The sequence below is a fragment of the Cellulomonas sp. McL0617 genome (assembly GCF_049994875.1).
Taxonomy (GTDB): domain Bacteria; phylum Actinomycetota; class Actinomycetes; order Actinomycetales; family Cellulomonadaceae; genus Cellulomonas.
The window spans coordinates 3,623,641-3,639,042 of the sequence record NZ_CP188256.1 but is presented as its reverse complement, the minus strand read 5'-3'; the positions used below and the strand labels follow the sequence as shown (position 1 = coordinate 3,639,042).

The 15,402-nt window shown below is 72.5% G+C and carries 14 protein-coding genes; 3 read left to right on the top strand and 11 right to left on the bottom strand.

What is annotated here, in order from left to right:
• Positions 1 to 43 precede the first annotated feature (43 nt).
• A complete protein-coding gene (locus ACPPVS_RS16585; RefSeq protein ID WP_426593331.1) occupies positions 44 to 2,155 on the bottom strand; it encodes an MMPL family transporter in 2,112 nt (703 codons plus the stop codon).
• 177 nt (positions 2,156 to 2,332) lie between these two features.
• Complete coding sequence (locus ACPPVS_RS16580; protein WP_426593330.1) at positions 2,333 to 3,358, bottom strand: aminotransferase class V-fold PLP-dependent enzyme; 1,026 nt, start codon at positions 3,356 to 3,358, stop codon at positions 2,333 to 2,335.
• Between the two features lie 83 nt (positions 3,359 to 3,441).
• Between ACPPVS_RS16580 and ACPPVS_RS16575 the strand changes: the two genes are divergently transcribed.
• A complete protein-coding gene (locus ACPPVS_RS16575; RefSeq protein ID WP_426593329.1) occupies positions 3,442 to 4,434 on the top strand; it encodes a LysR family transcriptional regulator in 993 nt (330 codons plus the stop codon).
• Here ACPPVS_RS16575 and ACPPVS_RS16570 read toward each other — a convergent pair.
• The 5 genes from ACPPVS_RS16570 to ACPPVS_RS16550 form a co-directional block, all read right to left on the bottom strand.
• Complete coding sequence (locus ACPPVS_RS16570) at positions 4,383 to 5,504, bottom strand: class I SAM-dependent methyltransferase (protein WP_426593328.1); 1,122 nt, start codon at positions 5,502 to 5,504, stop codon at positions 4,383 to 4,385. The two genes, ACPPVS_RS16575 and ACPPVS_RS16570, sit on opposite strands and share 52 nt — an antisense overlap.
• 108 nt (positions 5,505 to 5,612) lie before the next feature.
• Positions 5,613 to 6,143 carry an alpha/beta family hydrolase gene (locus tag ACPPVS_RS16565; protein ID WP_426593327.1) on the bottom strand — a complete coding sequence of 177 codons (531 nt, stop codon included), beginning with the start codon at positions 6,141 to 6,143 and terminating at the stop codon, positions 5,613 to 5,615.
• A gap of 114 nt (positions 6,144 to 6,257) precedes the next feature.
• On the bottom strand, positions 6,258 to 7,349 hold the full coding sequence (locus ACPPVS_RS16560; RefSeq protein WP_426593326.1) for a hypothetical protein: 1,092 nt from the start codon (positions 7,347 to 7,349) through the stop codon (positions 6,258 to 6,260).
• Complete coding sequence (locus tag ACPPVS_RS16555; protein WP_426593325.1) at positions 7,346 to 7,684, bottom strand: PadR family transcriptional regulator; 339 nt, start codon at positions 7,682 to 7,684, stop codon at positions 7,346 to 7,348. The genes ACPPVS_RS16560 and ACPPVS_RS16555 overlap by 4 nt, the downstream gene beginning before the upstream one ends.
• Positions 7,685 to 7,736: 52 nt before the next feature.
• Positions 7,737 to 8,555, bottom strand: a complete 819-nt coding sequence (locus tag ACPPVS_RS16550) for a Cof-type HAD-IIB family hydrolase (protein ID WP_426593324.1) — start codon at positions 8,553 to 8,555, stop codon at positions 7,737 to 7,739.
• A 76-nt stretch (positions 8,556 to 8,631) separates the two neighbouring features.
• On the opposite strand from ACPPVS_RS16550, the gene ACPPVS_RS16545 reads away from it, so the two are divergent.
• Positions 8,632 to 9,144, top strand: coding sequence for a hypothetical protein (locus ACPPVS_RS16545; protein WP_426593323.1), 513 nt, complete (start codon positions 8,632 to 8,634; stop codon positions 9,142 to 9,144).
• Between the two features lie 39 nt (positions 9,145 to 9,183).
• The gene (locus tag ACPPVS_RS16540) at positions 9,184 to 9,891 is read left to right on the top strand and encodes a hypothetical protein (protein WP_426593322.1); all 708 of its coding nucleotides are present in this window, start codon (positions 9,184 to 9,186) and stop codon (positions 9,889 to 9,891) included.
• Between the two features lie 423 nt (positions 9,892 to 10,314).
• Here the strand turns inward: ACPPVS_RS16540 and ACPPVS_RS16535 are convergent, their stop codons facing one another.
• From ACPPVS_RS16535 to ACPPVS_RS16520, 4 genes are read right to left on the bottom strand one after another with little or no spacing between them, the layout of a single operon-like run.
• Positions 10,315 to 11,565 (bottom strand): allantoate amidohydrolase, encoded by a 1,251-nt coding sequence (locus tag ACPPVS_RS16535; RefSeq protein ID WP_426593321.1) that lies wholly within the window; start codon positions 11,563 to 11,565, stop codon positions 10,315 to 10,317.
• On the bottom strand, positions 11,565 to 12,776 hold the full coding sequence (locus tag ACPPVS_RS16530; protein WP_426593320.1) for a pyridoxal-phosphate-dependent aminotransferase family protein: 1,212 nt from the start codon (positions 12,774 to 12,776) through the stop codon (positions 11,565 to 11,567). The genes ACPPVS_RS16535 and ACPPVS_RS16530 overlap by 1 nt, the downstream gene beginning before the upstream one ends.
• A complete protein-coding gene (locus ACPPVS_RS16525; protein ID WP_426593319.1) occupies positions 12,773 to 14,323 on the bottom strand; it encodes an AtzH-like domain-containing protein in 1,551 nt (516 codons plus the stop codon). The genes ACPPVS_RS16530 and ACPPVS_RS16525 overlap by 4 nt, the downstream gene beginning before the upstream one ends.
• A complete protein-coding gene (locus ACPPVS_RS16520; RefSeq protein ID WP_426593318.1) occupies positions 14,320 to 15,381 on the bottom strand; it encodes an acetamidase/formamidase family protein in 1,062 nt (353 codons plus the stop codon). Before ACPPVS_RS16520 ends, ACPPVS_RS16525 begins: the two co-directional genes overlap by 4 nt.
• Between the last annotated feature and the right edge of the window lie 21 nt (positions 15,382 to 15,402).

Sequence of the window (15,402 nt, the reverse complement as noted above, 5' to 3'; positions counted from 1 at the left end):
GTCCGCATCCCCTCCAGGTGCGGACCGCGCCGGATCTGCCTTCTCAGGCGACCGGCACCGGCTCTTCCTCGGCCACGATCGCCGGGGTCGGGTCGGGCTTGCGGGCCAGGGCGCTGGGCCACCACATCATCTTGCCGATGTCGAGGTTCAGGGCCGTGACCAGCACGGACCGGACGATCAGGGTGTCGAGCAGGACGCCGAGGGCCACGGCGAAGCCGATCTCGGCGAACCCGACCAGCGGCAGCGTGCCGAGCACCGCGAACGTCCCGGCGAGCACCAGGCCCGCCGACGTGATGACGCCGCCGGTGGCCGCCAGCGCGACCAGCGAGCCGCGGTGGTGCCCGATGCGGAGCGTCTCCTCCCGGACTCTCGTCATGAGGAAGATGTTGTAGTCGATGCCCAGCGCGACCAGGAAGACGAAGACGAACAGCGGGAACGCCGTGTCCGCGCCCTCGTACCCGAACACGTACTTGAAGAACAGCGCGCTGATCCCGATGGCTGCCGCGAACGACAGGACGACCGTGCCGATGAGCACGAGCGGCCCGAGGACGGCCCGCAGCAGGATCATCAGGACGACGAACACCACCAGCAGGATGATCGGGATGATCAGCTTGTTGTCGGCCACCGAGGCGCGTTGCACGTCGAGCGTGATGGCGCTGGTGCCGCCGACGAGGGCGTCCGCGCCCGGCACGGCGTGCACCGCGTCGCGGACCCGGTCGACGGTGTCGTACGCCGCCTGGCTGTCGGGCTCGGACGTCAGCGTGCCCTCGATGTAGGTGACGCCGTCCTTGTCGCCGAGCGCCTTGACGCTCGTCGGGTCGATGCCGTCCACGCTCGCGAAGGCGGTCACGACGTCGGCGGACTGTTCGGTGTTGGCGATGACCACGACGGGCGCGCCGGCGCCGCCCGGGAAGTGCGCGGCCAGGACCTTCTCGCCCTCGATCGACGGCTGGACGGTGGTGAACGAACCCTCGTTGCTCAGACCGGTCGCGTTCAGCGCCACGATGCCGAAGGCCGCGATGATCAGGATGGCGACGGTGCCCACCCAGGTGCGACGCGGGTGCCGCTCGATGCGCGTCCCGATGCGGGACCAGAAGCCGTGCTCGGACGGCTCGGTGTCGCCCAGCTTGGGCGTGCGCGGCCAGAACACCCAGCGGCCGCAGGTGACCAGCAGGGCTGGAAGGAGCGTGAGCATGACGAGCATCGCGACGACGATGCCGATGGCTGCGACCGGGCCGAGGCCCTTGGTCGACGCGATCGAGGCGAGCAGCAGGACGAGCATGGAGATCGCGACCGTGGCGCCGCTCGCGATGATCGCCGGGCTGGCGCGGTGCAGGGCCAGGGCCATCGCCTCGTGCCGGTCGCCGTGCTTGCGCAGCTCCTCTCGATACCGGGCGGTCAGCAGCAGGGCGTAGTCGGTTCCGGCGCCGAACACCAGCACCGTGAGGATGCCCGCGCTCTGCGCGTTCACGGTGAGGCCCGCGTTGTGGGCGAGCAGGTAGATGACGGCCTGCGAGACGGTCAGCGCGACTCCGGCCGAGATGACCGGCAGGAGCCACAGGATCGGGCTGCGGTAGGTGAGCAGAAGGATCAGGACGACCACGCCGACGGCCGCGAACAGCAGCGTGCTGTCCAAGCCGTCGAACGCCTTGGACGAGTCGGCCGCCTGCCCGGCGGGACCGGTGATGTAGACGGCCATCCCGTTCGCGCCGTCCTCGGCGGTGGCGCGCAGGCCGGTGACCGCGTCCGCGGCCAGGTTCCAGCCGTCCTTGCCCAGGTCGAGCGGGACGATGACCTGCGCGGCCTCGCCGTCCTGCGAGTAGATCGGGCCGGTGACCTGACCGCCGCCGAGGGTGTCCAGGCTGGCGAACGCCGCCGCGTCGGCAGTGGCCTTCGTCTTGTCGTCGGCGGTCAGGCCGCCGTCGCGCTGGTAGACGATGACGGCCGGGATGACATTCGACGAGACGAACGTGCCGGCCTTGTCGAGCACCTGGGTGGACTCGGCGCTCTGCGGCAGCCACGACTTGGCGTCGTTGCTCTGCGCGTCGGTCAGCTTGCCCGCGAGGGGGCCCAGGACGGCGATGACCGCGATCCAGAACGCGATGATGACGAACTTGACGTAGCGGTGGGTGATCCACCCGGCGACGGAAGCCATGGGAGTTCCTCTGGTGGGGAGTCGGCGACGACTGGGAGGTGTGGCCGGCGGGACCCCTGATACATGGGTCTCGGCGCCTGAGCCGTGCTGTTCGAATCCTAGGATTCCGTCGCGGCACCGACCAGGGATATAGGGGATACCCCCGAATCGACCCTGGGGCAGCCCCTAAGGCTGCTCTCAGGAAACGGCGGCCACCGCGCGCGCCACGTCGTCCTCGTCGTTCCAGAGATGGAACGCCAGGCGCACGCCACCGCCCCGGCCCGCGGTCCGGCAGCCGTGCTCGGCGAGGCGGGCGCGCAGGGTGCCGACGGCGTCGTCGGGAAGCCGGACGATCGCGCTGTCGGACGGGTCGAGACCCACCCCGGCGCGGAACGCGTTGGCCAGCGCGACGTCGTGGGCGTGCACCTGCGCCAGGTCCGCCGTCGCGAACGCCTCGAGCACGGGCGCCGCGCCCACCCAGCACAGCCAGGCGGGCGAGACGTCGAACCGGCGCGCGTCGTCGGCGAGCCGCATGGCGGGGCCGTAGACGCTGCCCCAGACGTCCTGACCGGCGTACCAGCCGGCGCCGGTGGGCCGCAGCTCGGCGTCCGGTCGAACGGTCAGGAAGGCCGTGCCGCGCGGAGCCGCCAGCCACTTGTAGGCGGCGCAGACGGTGATGTCGTGGGCGCCCGCGTCGACCGGGAGCCAGCCGGCGGCCTGCGTGATGTCGCAGAGGGTGCGTGCGCCGTGCGCGGCGGCCGCCTCCTGGACCGCGGGCGACGCGACGCGTCCGTCGCGCGACTGCACGAACGAGTAGGCGACCAGGTCGGTGCTGTCACGGACCTCGTCGGCGAGCCGCTCGACCGGGACGTAGCGGACCGTGACGCCGCGGTCCGCGTGCGCCTCGAACGGGAAGGTGACGGACGTGAAGTCGCCCTCGACCGCCAGCACCTGTGCCTCGTCGGGAAGGCTGGCGGCGACGATGCCGACCAGGGCGCTGGCCTGCGCCCCGATGGCGACGGCCTCCGGCCCGACGCCGACGATCCGCGCGTACGCGTCGCGGCTGGCGGCTACGGCCTCGTCGTAGACCCCGAGGTCGGCCTTGCCCGCCTGCCAGGTGTCGAGCGCGTCGCGCAGCGCGTCGGCCGTCGCGCGGGACGGCAGACCGCACGTCGCCGCGTCGAGGTAGCCGGGCACGCGGTCGAAGGCGGCGGTCAGGTCCATGCCGACGATGCTCCGTGATCGGTCGGCATCACACAACAGGGTCTTTGTGCCCATCTCCATAACGGTGAGTGATACTGAACTCCATGGCGCACACCCACACACCGCCGGCCGCATCGTCCGAGCAGCAGCCGGACGTCGCGGGGTTGGACGTCGGGTCGCTGCGGATGCTCCGAGCCATCGCCGACGCCGGGACGATCACCGGTGCGGCGCGGCTGCTCGGGTACAGCCAGCCTGCGGTGAGTCAGCACGTGCGGCGTCTCGAGCGGCGACTCGGCACGTCGCTGCTCGACCGGTCGGGACGCACGTTCCGGCTCACGGAGGCCGGCGAGGTGCTCGCGCGGCACGGGTCGACGGTCGCGGCGGCGCTGCGGGCGGCGGACGCGGAGGTGTCGTCGCTGGCCGGGCTGCGGTCGGGCCGCGTGCGGCTCGTGGCGTTCCCGTCCGCGTCGGCGGCGATCGTGCCCGGCGCTCTCGCCGACTTGCGCGGCCGGCATCCCGGCCTGACGATCACGCTCGACGAGGCCGAGCCGCCGGAGGCCCTGGCGGCCCTGCGCGCGGGGTCGGCGGACGTCGCGCTCGCGTTCTCCTACGGCGGTCCCGACGAGGACCTGGCCGGCCTGGTCGCGCGCCACCTGATCGACGACGCCACGATGGTCGCGCTGCCGGCCGACCACCCGGCCGCCGCCCAGGAGAGCCTCGACCTGGCGGAGCTCGCCGACGAGTCGTGGATCGCCGGCTGCCCGCGCTGCCGCCGGCACCTGCTGAGCACCGCGGCGCGCGCCGGCTTCGACCCCGAGATCGCCTACGCGACCGACGACTACGTCGCCGTGCTCAACCTCGTGGCCGCCGGCCTCGGCGTCGCGCTGCTGCCCGAGCTGGTCCGCCCGACCGCTCAGCGCCAGCCCGGGGTCGTCCTGCGCCCCGCGACCGGGACGTCGGCGCGACGCGTGCACGCGGTCACCACGCCGGACCTGCTGCGGGTGCCCGCCGTGGCGGCGACGATCGACGCGGTCGCGGCGTCGGCTCAGCGCCGGGTCGACACGGCGACGGTGAACTTCGGATCGCGCACCACCTGACGCGTCGGCCCGACGGTCCGCTCGAGCGCGGGCCGGTACTGCAGGTGCGAGTTCCACACCGTCCACAGCTCGCCGCCCGGCTGCAGCACGCGGGCGGCCGCCTCGAACAGCTTGTGCGCGACGCCCGTGTGCACGGTCGCGCCGACGTGGAACGGCGGGTTGAGCAGCACGAGATCGACGCTCGCGTCCGGCAGCGACCCGGCGGCGTCGTCCTGCACCGCGCGCACCCGGTCGGCGACGCCGTTGGCGCGCGCGGTCGCGGCCGCCGACGCGACGGCAGCGGCGGAGTCGTCGGTCGCCACCACGTGCACGGCGGCTCGGCGCGTCGCGAGGGCCGTCGCGAGGACGCCGGTGCCGCAGCCGAGGTCGACCGCGGTCACCGCGTCCGGTGCCGCCTGGTCGAGGACGCCGAGCAGCAGCCGGGTGCCCACGTCGATGCGGGTGCCGGCGAACGCGGCACCGTGCGCGCACACCGTCAGGCCCAGGTCGTCGTGCCGCTGCGAGGCGGGCCACGCCGAGGGCGGTCGGTCGCTCGCCGGTACCGACGCCACCAGCACCCGCGACTTCTGTCGCGCCCGCTGCGGCTCGACGACGGTGAACCACCGCGCCAGGACGTCGTTCATCGCGAGGGTCATGTGCTTGATCCGACCGCCGGCGAAGAGCCGCACACCGGGGTCGGCGTGCTCGGACACCAGCGCCGCGACCTCGTCGAGCGCATCGAGCGACCGCGGCAGCTGCAGGAGGACGACGCGGGCGCCGGCGAGGGTCGTCGCGTCCAGGCCCCCCGGGTGCACGTCGAGGCCGAAGCGCCGCGCGTTCTCGGCCAGCGCGAGCTCCGCCGAGCGCAGGTCCTGGTGGCTGCGCACGTCGCGGGCACCGTGCAGCGCGACCGCGCCGAGCGTGAGGGCCCCGTAGCGGTCGCCGATCGTCACGACGTCGCCCGGCCCGGTCCCGGCGAGCGTGGCGGCCGCGTCGTCGAGGAGCAGGCGGTCCGTGGCGTCGACGGCCACCAGGTCCGCACCCTCGATGTCGGGCCAGCGACGCAGCGCGTCGAGGTGGAACTCAGGCACAGCAGACCGTAGCGCGTCCGGGTGCCCGCGCCGAGCGCGGCCCAGGCGAAGCGGCGGCGCGTCACGCTCGTGCTGCGAAGCGCAGGTGCTCGCCCCGGCCGCGACGATTCAGCCGATCGTGGCGAGCCAGTCCTTGACGGCCTGGGCGACCGCGCCGTTGTTCGTCGGCGAATGGGTGCCCGGGACGAACGTCAGCGTCAGCGGGCCCGGTATCGCGGCGAGGTGCGTCCTGAGCTCGTCGGGGGTGCCGAACGGGTCGCGCTCGCCGGAGATCGCCAGGACGGGCACCTTCAGGGACGGCAGGTGGTCGATGCGCAGCTGCTCCGGCCGCCCCGGCGGATGCAACGGATACGACAGGAGCACGAGACCGGCGACGGGCAGGCCCCCGGCGACCGCCATCGAGCACACGCGCCCGCCGAACGACCGGCCGCCGAGGACGAGCCGGTCGGGCCTGACGCCGAGCGTCTGGGCGAAGGTCCCCGCCGCGGCCACCACGTGCTCGACGGCGGGCTCCGCACGCTTCGGCAGATCCAGCCGCACGACGGGCAACGGGTCGACCGCCGTCTCGACCACGACCAGCGCCGGGCTGTCGCGGGTGCCGCCGAAGCCGGGTGTGAGCAGGAGTCCGGCGACGGTCATGGGGCCAGTCTGGCGTGCGCCAGCACCGAGCGGATGGACGACGCCGTTGTCGGTGACGCACTCGTCGTGCTCGCTCACGCGAGGATTCATCGCAGGCGGACCGGTGCACACGACCTACCGGAGCAGCCGCACCTCGGTCTCTTCGTCCGACGGCAGCTCCGGGGTGCTGTCGGGCTCGGACCGCCGCCGGTGTGCACCGACGGATCCGAGGAGCACCAACGACAGCATCCCGCCGGCCAGGATCGACGCCAGGTACACCTCGATCGCCTCAACCGCGTCCTGCTCGTCGTGCGCGTACTGGTTGAGCTGCGGCCAGTGCGAACCCGGGCTCGGATCAGGAACGGTCGACGGCACCAGGGCGTAGGTCGCCATGGGAAGAGTGAAGATCAGCAGCGAGGCGACGACGGCTGCCACCAGTCCGGCCTCGACACGTCGGGCCGCGGGGCGCCGCCACCCCGCGGCGATCATCGCGACGGCCGCGCACACACCCACCGCGATCAGCGACGCCTGCGCCAGCGCGCCACGGTCCACATAGCCGCGGGTCAGCACGAACCCGTACCAGACCAGCCCGGCGATCGCCCCACAGGCGCCGCCGACACCGACGACGCGCGGCGGGATCGCTGCGCGCTCCGCAGTGACCGCCAGCAGGCTGGCGGTCATGGCCAGGGCGATCAGGCCGACGACAGCAAGGGCGGCCGGCTTGGTCTCTGAGCCGGTGCCGGTGCCCGGTCCGAGGCCAGGGGTGGTCCTCGATCCCACGACGAGCGTGAACATGAGCGCGCTCGACCCCAGACAGGCACCGACCCGCACGGCTCCGTGCGCTCGCCCGGCGCCGACCGGCGAGATCCACCGGTTCAGCCGGCCGGACCCGGGACGCGTCCGAGCGGCAAGGAGGAGCCAGCTCTGCGCCGCGATCAGGAAGATGCCCACGACGCGCGCGACGACGTTCGAGATGTCGGCGGTCGAGACGGCGGCCGCGAGCAGCAGTGCCGTGACCAGCACGGCTGCACAGACGTTCCGCAGCGTGGCGCGGTCCGCGACCATCATGCGCAAGCAGCTGAGGGCGAACCTCCTCCGCTCGGTCGGGGTGGTCAGAGCCGCCAGCTCCGACCGAGCAGCCTCACCCCACTCCTTCCGGCGCGCCGGAAGGACCAGGCGAAGGACGTCGATCGCCAGGCTCGCGCCGTCGACCCCTCGGGTGCTCATGACTGGCCGCCCAACGGTCGCAGCGCCCGAGGCGCCGCGGTCGTCGCCCGGGCGACCTGCGGTCGTTCGACGCGGGGATCGCCGAGCTCAGCGCACAGGCGCAGCCCGGCAGGCAACAACCGGTAGAGGTGGCGGGGAGGGCGACCGGGCGGGGCGTCGGTCTCCCACGTCGCCTCGAGCTGGCCCCGGTCGCACAGCCGGATCAGGATCGTGTACAGCGACCCGGCCTTGAGGCCGACCTCGACCCCGAGCTCGTAGCCGTAGCGCCAGGTCGACGGATCGACGGCGAACGCCCGCAGCACGGCCACGGTCTGGGCGGACGGGCGACGTGTCATGGACAAAACTCTATATAGGTAGCATTTCGGGCACAATGCCCCGAAAGGGTTGTCAGATGCCGAGCACGGAGCGGATGGTGCGGACCACGCCGTTGGCGGTGTTGGCCGGCGCGACGAACCGCGCGTGCGCCCGGACCTCCGGGTGGGCGTTGTCCATCGCGAACGACCACTCGGCCGCATCCAGCAGGCCGACGTCGTTGAAGTAGTCGCCGAACGCCATGGTCTGGCCGCGGGTCACGCCGAGGACGTCCTGCACGTGCCGCAACGCCAGGCCCTTGTCGGCGATCGGGTTCATCACGTCGACCCAGTGCTTGCCCGACACGACCGCACCCGGGAAACCGGCGAGCACGGGACCGGCGCCCTCGTCGACGAGCCCGAAGTCGAGCACAGCCACCTTGAGGATCTCGTCCTCGACCACGAGCAGGTCGTCCACCTGCTCCAGTCGCGCGTAGTAGGGGCGCATCTCGGCGAGGAACCGCTCGTCAGCGCGTTCGGTGTACGCCGAGCGCTTGCCGCACAGGACCGCGCCGACGTCGAGGCGCTCCGCCGACCGCAGGGCCCGGATCACCGCGCGCGCCTCCGCCAGGTCGAGCGTCTCCGAGCTCAGCTCGACCTCGTCGCGCACCACGTACGCGCCATTCTCGGCGACGTACACGAGCTCGGGACGGCCGATCTGCCCGCGGAGGGCGGCGTACTGCCGACCGCTGGCCGGGCACAGGACGATCCCGCGGTCCGACAGCGCGTCGAGCAGCGGCCAGAAGTCGTCGTGGATCGCTTTCTCGTCGTCGAGCAGCGTGCCGTCCATGTCGACCGCGATGAGGCGGATGTCGGGGACGTGGTCGAACAGGGGCGGGTCGAGAACGAGGGGCACGCAGCAGATCCTCTCAGGCCCGCCGCTGCGGGACCGACGCTCGACGTCCGACGCTGTACGGTCGGGCGGCCGGGTCGTGCCGGCGTGGGCGCTGTCGAATGGGGAAGCAATGGCCGATCACCACGCGCCGGAAGCGGCCGTCCGCTACGTCGGCACCGACGGTCAGGTCGGGCGCGGAGTTCCCCACCTCGTCGTCGGGGTGTGTCTCACCTGGCTGATCTGCCTCGGCTTGATCGAATCGAGGGCCTTGGCCGTCGTCGTGGCCTCTGCGGTCAGCGTCGTGGGCGCACTCGCCTGGTGGTTCCTGCTCTGGCCGATCGAGCACATCTCCGTCGTCGGGTCGCTCCTCACTGCCGAGGGACGCCACGGGCGCACCGAGACAGACCTGGCGAACCTTGTCGACGTCCGCGCGAAATGGATCCCGTACTCCGGGACCTGGATCGTCATCGAGACGTCCAGGGGCACGACCGAGATCCTGAAGTCACGAAGCAACCGCGCCCAGCTGCTCGCCATCGGCGAAGCGATCCGCGCATCGAATCCGGCGCGCAGACTTGCGCCGCGGGCTGCGCGGGCGCTCGGTCTGTTCTGACACCGATCTCGGAGGGCGTTCCACTAGGCTCGGCGAGCCATGCGTCTGGCATCGGTTTCGGGACCGCTGGGGGTGCGCATGGTGGAGGGCACACCGCCGCTCGCGGAGCGAACAGACGTGGGAGCGGTGTTGGTGCGGTTCCAGGCCAACGAAGTCGCCCGGACCTGCACCTGGATCTTCGTCCTGCACCTCTCGGTGCTCTTCATCGTGCTGGGTGCCGTGAGCTACCCGATGCTCGACCCGATCTCGATCGCGATCGCGATCGGTACCTGGCTGATGGGTGTGTGCTTCTTCCTTGCGCCCTCAGTGACGTTGCACGACAACGCCGTCGAGGTCGTGAACCCGTTCCATCGACGGGTCGTGAGCCGGCACGACGGGCTGACCTTCAGCGGTTCGTCCTTCCTCGGGATCGCGTGGACGAGACCTGTGCGAACGTTCACGGCGATCGCGGTAGGCGGGTCGAACTTTCTCGCTGCAACCGGTAAGGACACGCGCGTCACGGCCGTCGCCGCTGCGCTGACGTCGGCCAACATCGAGCGCCCCTCGGAACCGACGTGCCTACCGCTCAGAGCTCGCTGTTCCGCCCTTTGGGCTCTGGATCGGCATGGCCGTCATCGCGGTCGCGGGCATCGTCGCCGCGATCTGGTAGCCGCCGTGCACAGGACCAGGAGGCTGTCGCCGCCCTCGGCGGGGTCGCGGCGGTGCGCGTGGTGCTCACCGGTCAGCTCGAAGAGAGTGCTGAGGTGACAGCTGTTGCAGTTGGTGCCTACGCGGTGACGTTTGCCGTGGTGCTCCTGCTTGCCATTCGGAGGGCGGAGCCTCGCGATCGCCGAGGCATCTGGGGGTTTGCGATCCTCATGCCCGCGGCCGTGGGCGTGGCGACTCTTCGCATCGTGTCCGTCGGCGGCCAGCTGGTGGGTGGCGTCGTCTGCGGCATAGCCGTGAACGTGGCGCTCATCGCCGCGACGGGTATGGATCCGATGAACGCTCTCCCGGACTGGCCTGTGGGATCCGGACTGCTCCGGAGGTCGCGGCCGCTGCTCCGAGACGAGCTCGGATTGCGCTCCGCCCGTGAGCGCACCAAACGGATCGCGCCCACGCTCTTGCTCGCTCTGACGCTCTGCGGAGCGACCTTCTGGTTCGTCCCAGGATGGTTCGGCTCTAACTAGGTCAGGCGCCTTCGCGGGCCAGGTGCTCGACGGTCGCCGTCAGGGCGCGCAGGCCGGTCTCGACGTCGGCGAGCGACACCGACTCGTCGGGGTGGTGGCTGATCCCGTCGGGGTTGCGCAGGAACAGCATGCCGACGCCGGTGATCGCCCCGATGGCCATGGCGTCGTGGCCGGCGCGGCTGAACATGGTCGGGGCCTCGCCGGCGCCTGTCGACCACCCGTCCTCGATGCCGGCGCGGACGACGTCCTGCAGGAGCCCGTCGCACCAGACCGCGGGTGCCTCGTGGATCTGGCGCGCCGACCACGTCAGACCCCGGCGGCCCGCGATCTCGTCCATCGAGCGCGTGATGGACGCCCAGACCCGGTCGCGGTCGTCGTCGTGCTCGCCGCGCAGGTCGACGGTCAGGCGGGCCTCGCCCGGCACCACGTTGACCGCTCCCGGGAAGGTCTCCAGACGGCCGACGGTGCCGACGATGTGATGCTCGGCCCGGCACAGCCGCTCGACCGCCAGGGTCGCCTCCGAGGCGCCGAGGAGGGCGTCGTGCCGGTCCTCGTACCGCGTGCCGCCGGCGTGCCGGGCCTCGCCGAGGATCTGGACCGAGAACCGGCGGGCGCTGGCGATCGAGGTGACGACGCCGAGCGGGGCGTTGGCGCGGTCGAGGTCCGGGCCCTGCTCGATGTGCGCCTCGAGGTAGCCGGCCAGATCCTCCGGGCGGCGGGCCGCGGCGCCGATCCGCCCCGGGTCCAGACCGAACTCCCGGAACGCGGTCTTCAGCGTGGTGCCGTGCTCGTCGGTCAGGTCCCACCACGCCGGGTCCCACTGGCCCGCCATCGCCGAGCTGCCCAGCAGCGCGGTACCGAACCGCGCACCCTCCTCGTCCCAGAACGCCACCACGTCGAGGCCGAACCGCAACGACGAGGCCCGGGGGCGCAGGGTGCGGACCACCTCGATCGCCATGAGCACGCCGAGGATGCCGTCGTACCGGCCGGCGTCCCGGACGGAGTCGAGGTGCGAACCGAGCAGCAGCGACGGGGCGTCCGGGTCGCGTCCGGCCAGGTGCCCGTTGAGGTTCCCGGCCTCGTCCTGCCACGTGTCCAGACCCACCTCGCGCATCCAGCGGGCGGCCAGGCGGTTCACCCGGGCGTGCTCGGGGGACAGGTAGACCCGCTCGATGCCGCCCTCCATCGAGGAGTACCGGGCGAGCTCGTCGCAACGGGCCATGATCCGTCGAGCAGCATCCGAGACGACCATCAGCCCCACGCCTCGTAGGCCGCGTCAACGCCGCCGCCCGAAGGCACGGAGGCACCGTGCCGGCGCAGCACCTGCTCGAGCGCGGCGAGCGTCACCAGGACGGTGTCCAGGCGCGCGTTGGCCCCCATGGTCCCGATCCGCCAGACGCGCCCGTGCAGCGGCCCGAAGGACGTGCCGATCTCGATACCGAAGTCGTCGAGCATGTCCGCGCGCACGGCGTCGCCCGCCACCACCGACGGGATGAACACCGCGACCACGTTGTTCATCTTGTGGCTCAGCGACCCGAAGACCGACAGCCCTAGCCCCTGTACACCGGCCAGCATCGCGCGGCCGGCGCGCTCGTGCCGGTCGATCACCGCTTGGCGACCCTCTTCGAGGATCACGCGGGCGCACTCGTACGCGCCGTAGAGCATCGTGGTCGCCTCGGTGTGGTGGTTGAGCCGCCGCGGGCCCCAGTAGTCCAGGATCATGCCGAGGTCGAAGTAGTTGGAGTGCACGGGTTCGCCGCTGTCCTCGTCGGACTCGTCGCGGATCCCGGCCTCGATGCGGGTGCGGCCGCGGATCACGTCCACGGCTCTCGGCGACAGGCTGATCGGCGCGCTGCCGGAGGGCCCGCTCAGGCACTTCTGCAGGCCCGCCGTCGCCGCGTCCAGACCCCAGGCGTCCATCTCAAAGGCGTTCCCACCCAGCGACGCCGTTGCGTCCGTGTAGAACAGCACGCCGTGCTTCTCGCACAGGACGCCCAGCTCGTCGAGCGGCTGGTTCATCGTCGTCGAGGTGTCACCCTGCACGATCGCCAGGAGGTGCGGCTTCACCCGGACGATCGCCTCCTCGACGGCCGACGGCGTGAACACCTGCCCCCACTCGACCTCGATGGTGTGCACCTCGGCCTGCGCGCGCAGGGCGATCTCGGCGAGCAGGTGCCCGAATCTGCCGAACACCGGGACCAGGACGCGCTGGCCGGGCCGCACGAGCGACACGATCGCCGCCTCGATCCCCGCGCGCGACGTGCCGTCGACGAGCATCGTGGCCTCGTTCGTCGTCGCGAAGACCTGCCGGTACAGCGCCTGCGTCTCGGTCATGTACCCCGTCATGGCCGGGTCGTACTGGCCGACCAGCGGCGTCGACATGGTGCGCAGCACGCGCGGGTCGGCGTTGACAGGCCCGGGACCCATGAGCAGCCGTGGGGGCGGGTTGACCGGGACGCTCATGCGAGTTCTCCAACCGTGAGGCGGCGCGCGTGGCGCACCAGGGACAGGTCGCTGCCGCGGGGTCCGACGAGGCAGACGCCGACGGGTGCGAGGCCGAGCGGGCTCTCGACGCGCAGGGCCGGGATGCTGAGTGCGGGTAGCCCGCCCATGCCGGCCAGCGCGGTCATGCGCAGGGTGGCGACGCGGACGTCGTCGAGCTGCTGCCGGTCAGCGTTGCGGGCGGGCGCGGGACCGGGGGTGGTGGGCAGGGCGAGGACGGCATCGCCGACGAGGCCGCGGACGCGGATGGAGAACACCGCGAGCCGTTCGCGACCGTCGGCCTCCTGCTCCGCCGTGACCGTCGAGGCGATCGCGAACCGCGCGCGGATGTCCGGGCCGGTCGCGTCGGGGTGGTCCGTGACCCACTGGCCGTGCGTGCGCCACGCCTCGGCCGCCTGCACGATCCGGAAGGCCTCGTACCAGTCCGCGAGCGGGCCGACGTCGACGAGCTCCACCGTCCGTCCGGCGCACCACGCCTCGAAGGCGGCGCGGGTGGCCGGTTCGGAGGCGTCGAGCGCCTCGCGCGGCACGCGCAGCAGGTCGGGGAGCGTCGGCTCGTCATGCTCGGCGGTGTCCGCGGGCTCGTCGACCGCCGACTCCAGGCACCAGGACGCGACCGCCTCGAGCGTCGCGCCGTCGCGCGTCAGCCAGCCGACCGTGTCGAAGGACTGCGCCAGCGAGACCATCCCCTGCCGCGGCACCAGGCCGTGCGTCGTGCGCAGCCCCCACAGGCCCTGGTAGCTGGCCGGGACGCGGATGGAGCCTGCGGTGTCGCTGGCCAGCCCGACGTCAGCCTGCCCAGTGGCCACGGCCGTGGCCGGCCCGCTCGACGAACCGCCCGGGAGCGCCCCGGGGACCGCACCGTTGACCGGGGTGCCGTAGTGCGCGTTGGTGCCCGCGATCGAGTAGGCCAGCTCGTCGGTGCGGGCGAGCCCGCGGACGGACGCCCCGCCGCGCAGGAGGTCGAGCACGACGGGCGCGTGCTGACGCTCCCGCGCCGCGTCGTGCAGCCAGGTCGGGTTGCCGGCGCCGATCCGGTACCCCTTGATGGCGAACAGGTCCTTGACCGCGACGCGCAGGCCGAGCAGCGGACCCTCGAACGCACCCTGGTAGAGCGGGTCGCCGACCGTGCGCCAGACCGACCTGTCGAAGCTCGCGGTCCGCCCGGTGACGTGGGCGGCGGTGATCCGCCAGCGGCCGTCGGCCAGCTGCCACACCTGCGTCTGCAGGCCGGTCCCTCCGCCGACGTAGCGCGACGTGGCGACGATCAGCCAGCAGTCGTCGGCGAGCCAGCGCGACTCGATGCGGTCCAGGGTGCGCGGCGCGACCCCGCCCCGGCCGCTGCGGAACGCGCGGATCGCGTCGTGCCCCACGAGCAGGCCGGCGTGGTCCCCGCGCAGGGTCGACGGGCCCGGCGCGAACGAGTCGTCCAGGACCGCCAGGTCGTCGGCGAGGATGGCGCGCTCATAGGCGTCGAAGGCCACCTGCAGGTCGGGCGGGAGACTCATCGCTGCACCCCGTCGAAGTCGGCCAGGCGGATCCGGGCGTGCACCCCGCACACCAGGTCGACCACCTGCGAGATGTCGAAGTCCGTCGCCGCGGACAGGTAGGCGTACGCCAGGTGCTCGTCCATGCCCCATCGTGCCCGCAGCAGCGCGATCGCGGCGCGCACGCAGCGGCGTACCGCCTCGTCGAGGTCCTCGTGCATCCCCGTCGGCACGAGGTACTCGGCGGTCTGCACGAGCGGGCCGTCGAGCTCCCCGAAGTCCTTCTTGGCGACGATGGCCGGCACCACGTCGAACCGGAGCGTGACCCGCAGCGACGCCTCCAGCGCCGTGAGCGCGACCTCCCCGTCGCCCTGCGCGAAGTGCGGGTCGCCCACGTACGCCAGCGCGCCGGGCACCTGGACGGGCAGGTAGAGCGTGGACCCGACCTGCAGCAGGTTGATGTCGATGTTGCCGCCGTGCGGGCCGGGCGGGACCGAGTGCGGCCGCTGCGAGCCCGCGACCGCGACCCCCATGATCCCGAGGAAGGGCGCGAGCGGAAACGCGATCGACCGCGCGCCGCCCTCGACCACGGGGAGTCGCCCGTAACCGTCGACGACCGGCGTGAACACGCTGACCTCGTCGTCACCCCGCGGCAGCTCGCCCGCCAGCGCACCGCGGCCGTGCCGGTTGGAGATCACGCCGTACGGCACGCGCGGCGTCGTCTCCAGGACCGTGATCGCGAGCAGGTCGCCGGGTTGCGCGCCCTCGACGAAGATCGGGCCGGTGACGATGTGCGGGCCGTCGGAAGGGTCGCGGTTCATCGTCGCGACGATCTCGATCGCGTCCGTCAGCACGTCCTGCGGGGCGACCCCGTGGCCGGTGAAGTACGCCAGCGGGTCGCTGCCCTGGTCGGCCAGCAGCCCCTCGTGGCTGACGGTGTCGATGGTCACGGTCGACCCGTCCGCGACGCGGAGCACGGGCTCGTCGGTCGCGCAGGGGAGACGTCCCCACAGGACGGTCCGGGGCGACGACGGCAGGTAGGTGCCCGAGGCCGCGCCGGGCTGCAACGTTGCACTCATCGGCCTCGCACCCCCACCATG

Coding starts and splice junctions, on each gene's coding strand:
- ACPPVS_RS16520 (WP_426593318.1), bottom strand. CDS start 15,381: ATGAGTGCAACGTTGCAGCCCGGCGCGGCCTCGGGCACCTACCTGCCG.
- ACPPVS_RS16575 (WP_426593329.1), top strand. CDS start 3,442: ATGGCGCACACCCACACACCGCCGGCCGCATCGTCCGAGCAGCAGCCG.
- ACPPVS_RS16585 (WP_426593331.1), bottom strand. CDS start 2,155: ATGGCTTCCGTCGCCGGGTGGATCACCCACCGCTACGTCAAGTTCGTC.
- ACPPVS_RS16525 (WP_426593319.1), bottom strand. CDS start 14,323: ATGAGTCTCCCGCCCGACCTGCAGGTGGCCTTCGACGCCTATGAGCGC.
- ACPPVS_RS16580 (WP_426593330.1), bottom strand. CDS start 3,358: ATGGACCTGACCGCCGCCTTCGACCGCGTGCCCGGCTACCTCGACGCG.
- ACPPVS_RS16540 (WP_426593322.1), top strand. CDS start 9,184: ATGCGTCTGGCATCGGTTTCGGGACCGCTGGGGGTGCGCATGGTGGAG.
- ACPPVS_RS16560 (WP_426593326.1), bottom strand. CDS start 7,349: ATGAGCACCCGAGGGGTCGACGGCGCGAGCCTGGCGATCGACGTCCTT.
- ACPPVS_RS16565 (WP_426593327.1), bottom strand. CDS start 6,143: ATGACCGTCGCCGGACTCCTGCTCACACCCGGCTTCGGCGGCACCCGC.
- ACPPVS_RS16555 (WP_426593325.1), bottom strand. CDS start 7,684: ATGACACGTCGCCCGTCCGCCCAGACCGTGGCCGTGCTGCGGGCGTTC.
- ACPPVS_RS16530 (WP_426593320.1), bottom strand. CDS start 12,776: ATGAGCGTCCCGGTCAACCCGCCCCCACGGCTGCTCATGGGTCCCGGG.
- ACPPVS_RS16535 (WP_426593321.1), bottom strand. CDS start 11,565: ATGGTCGTCTCGGATGCTGCTCGACGGATCATGGCCCGTTGCGACGAG.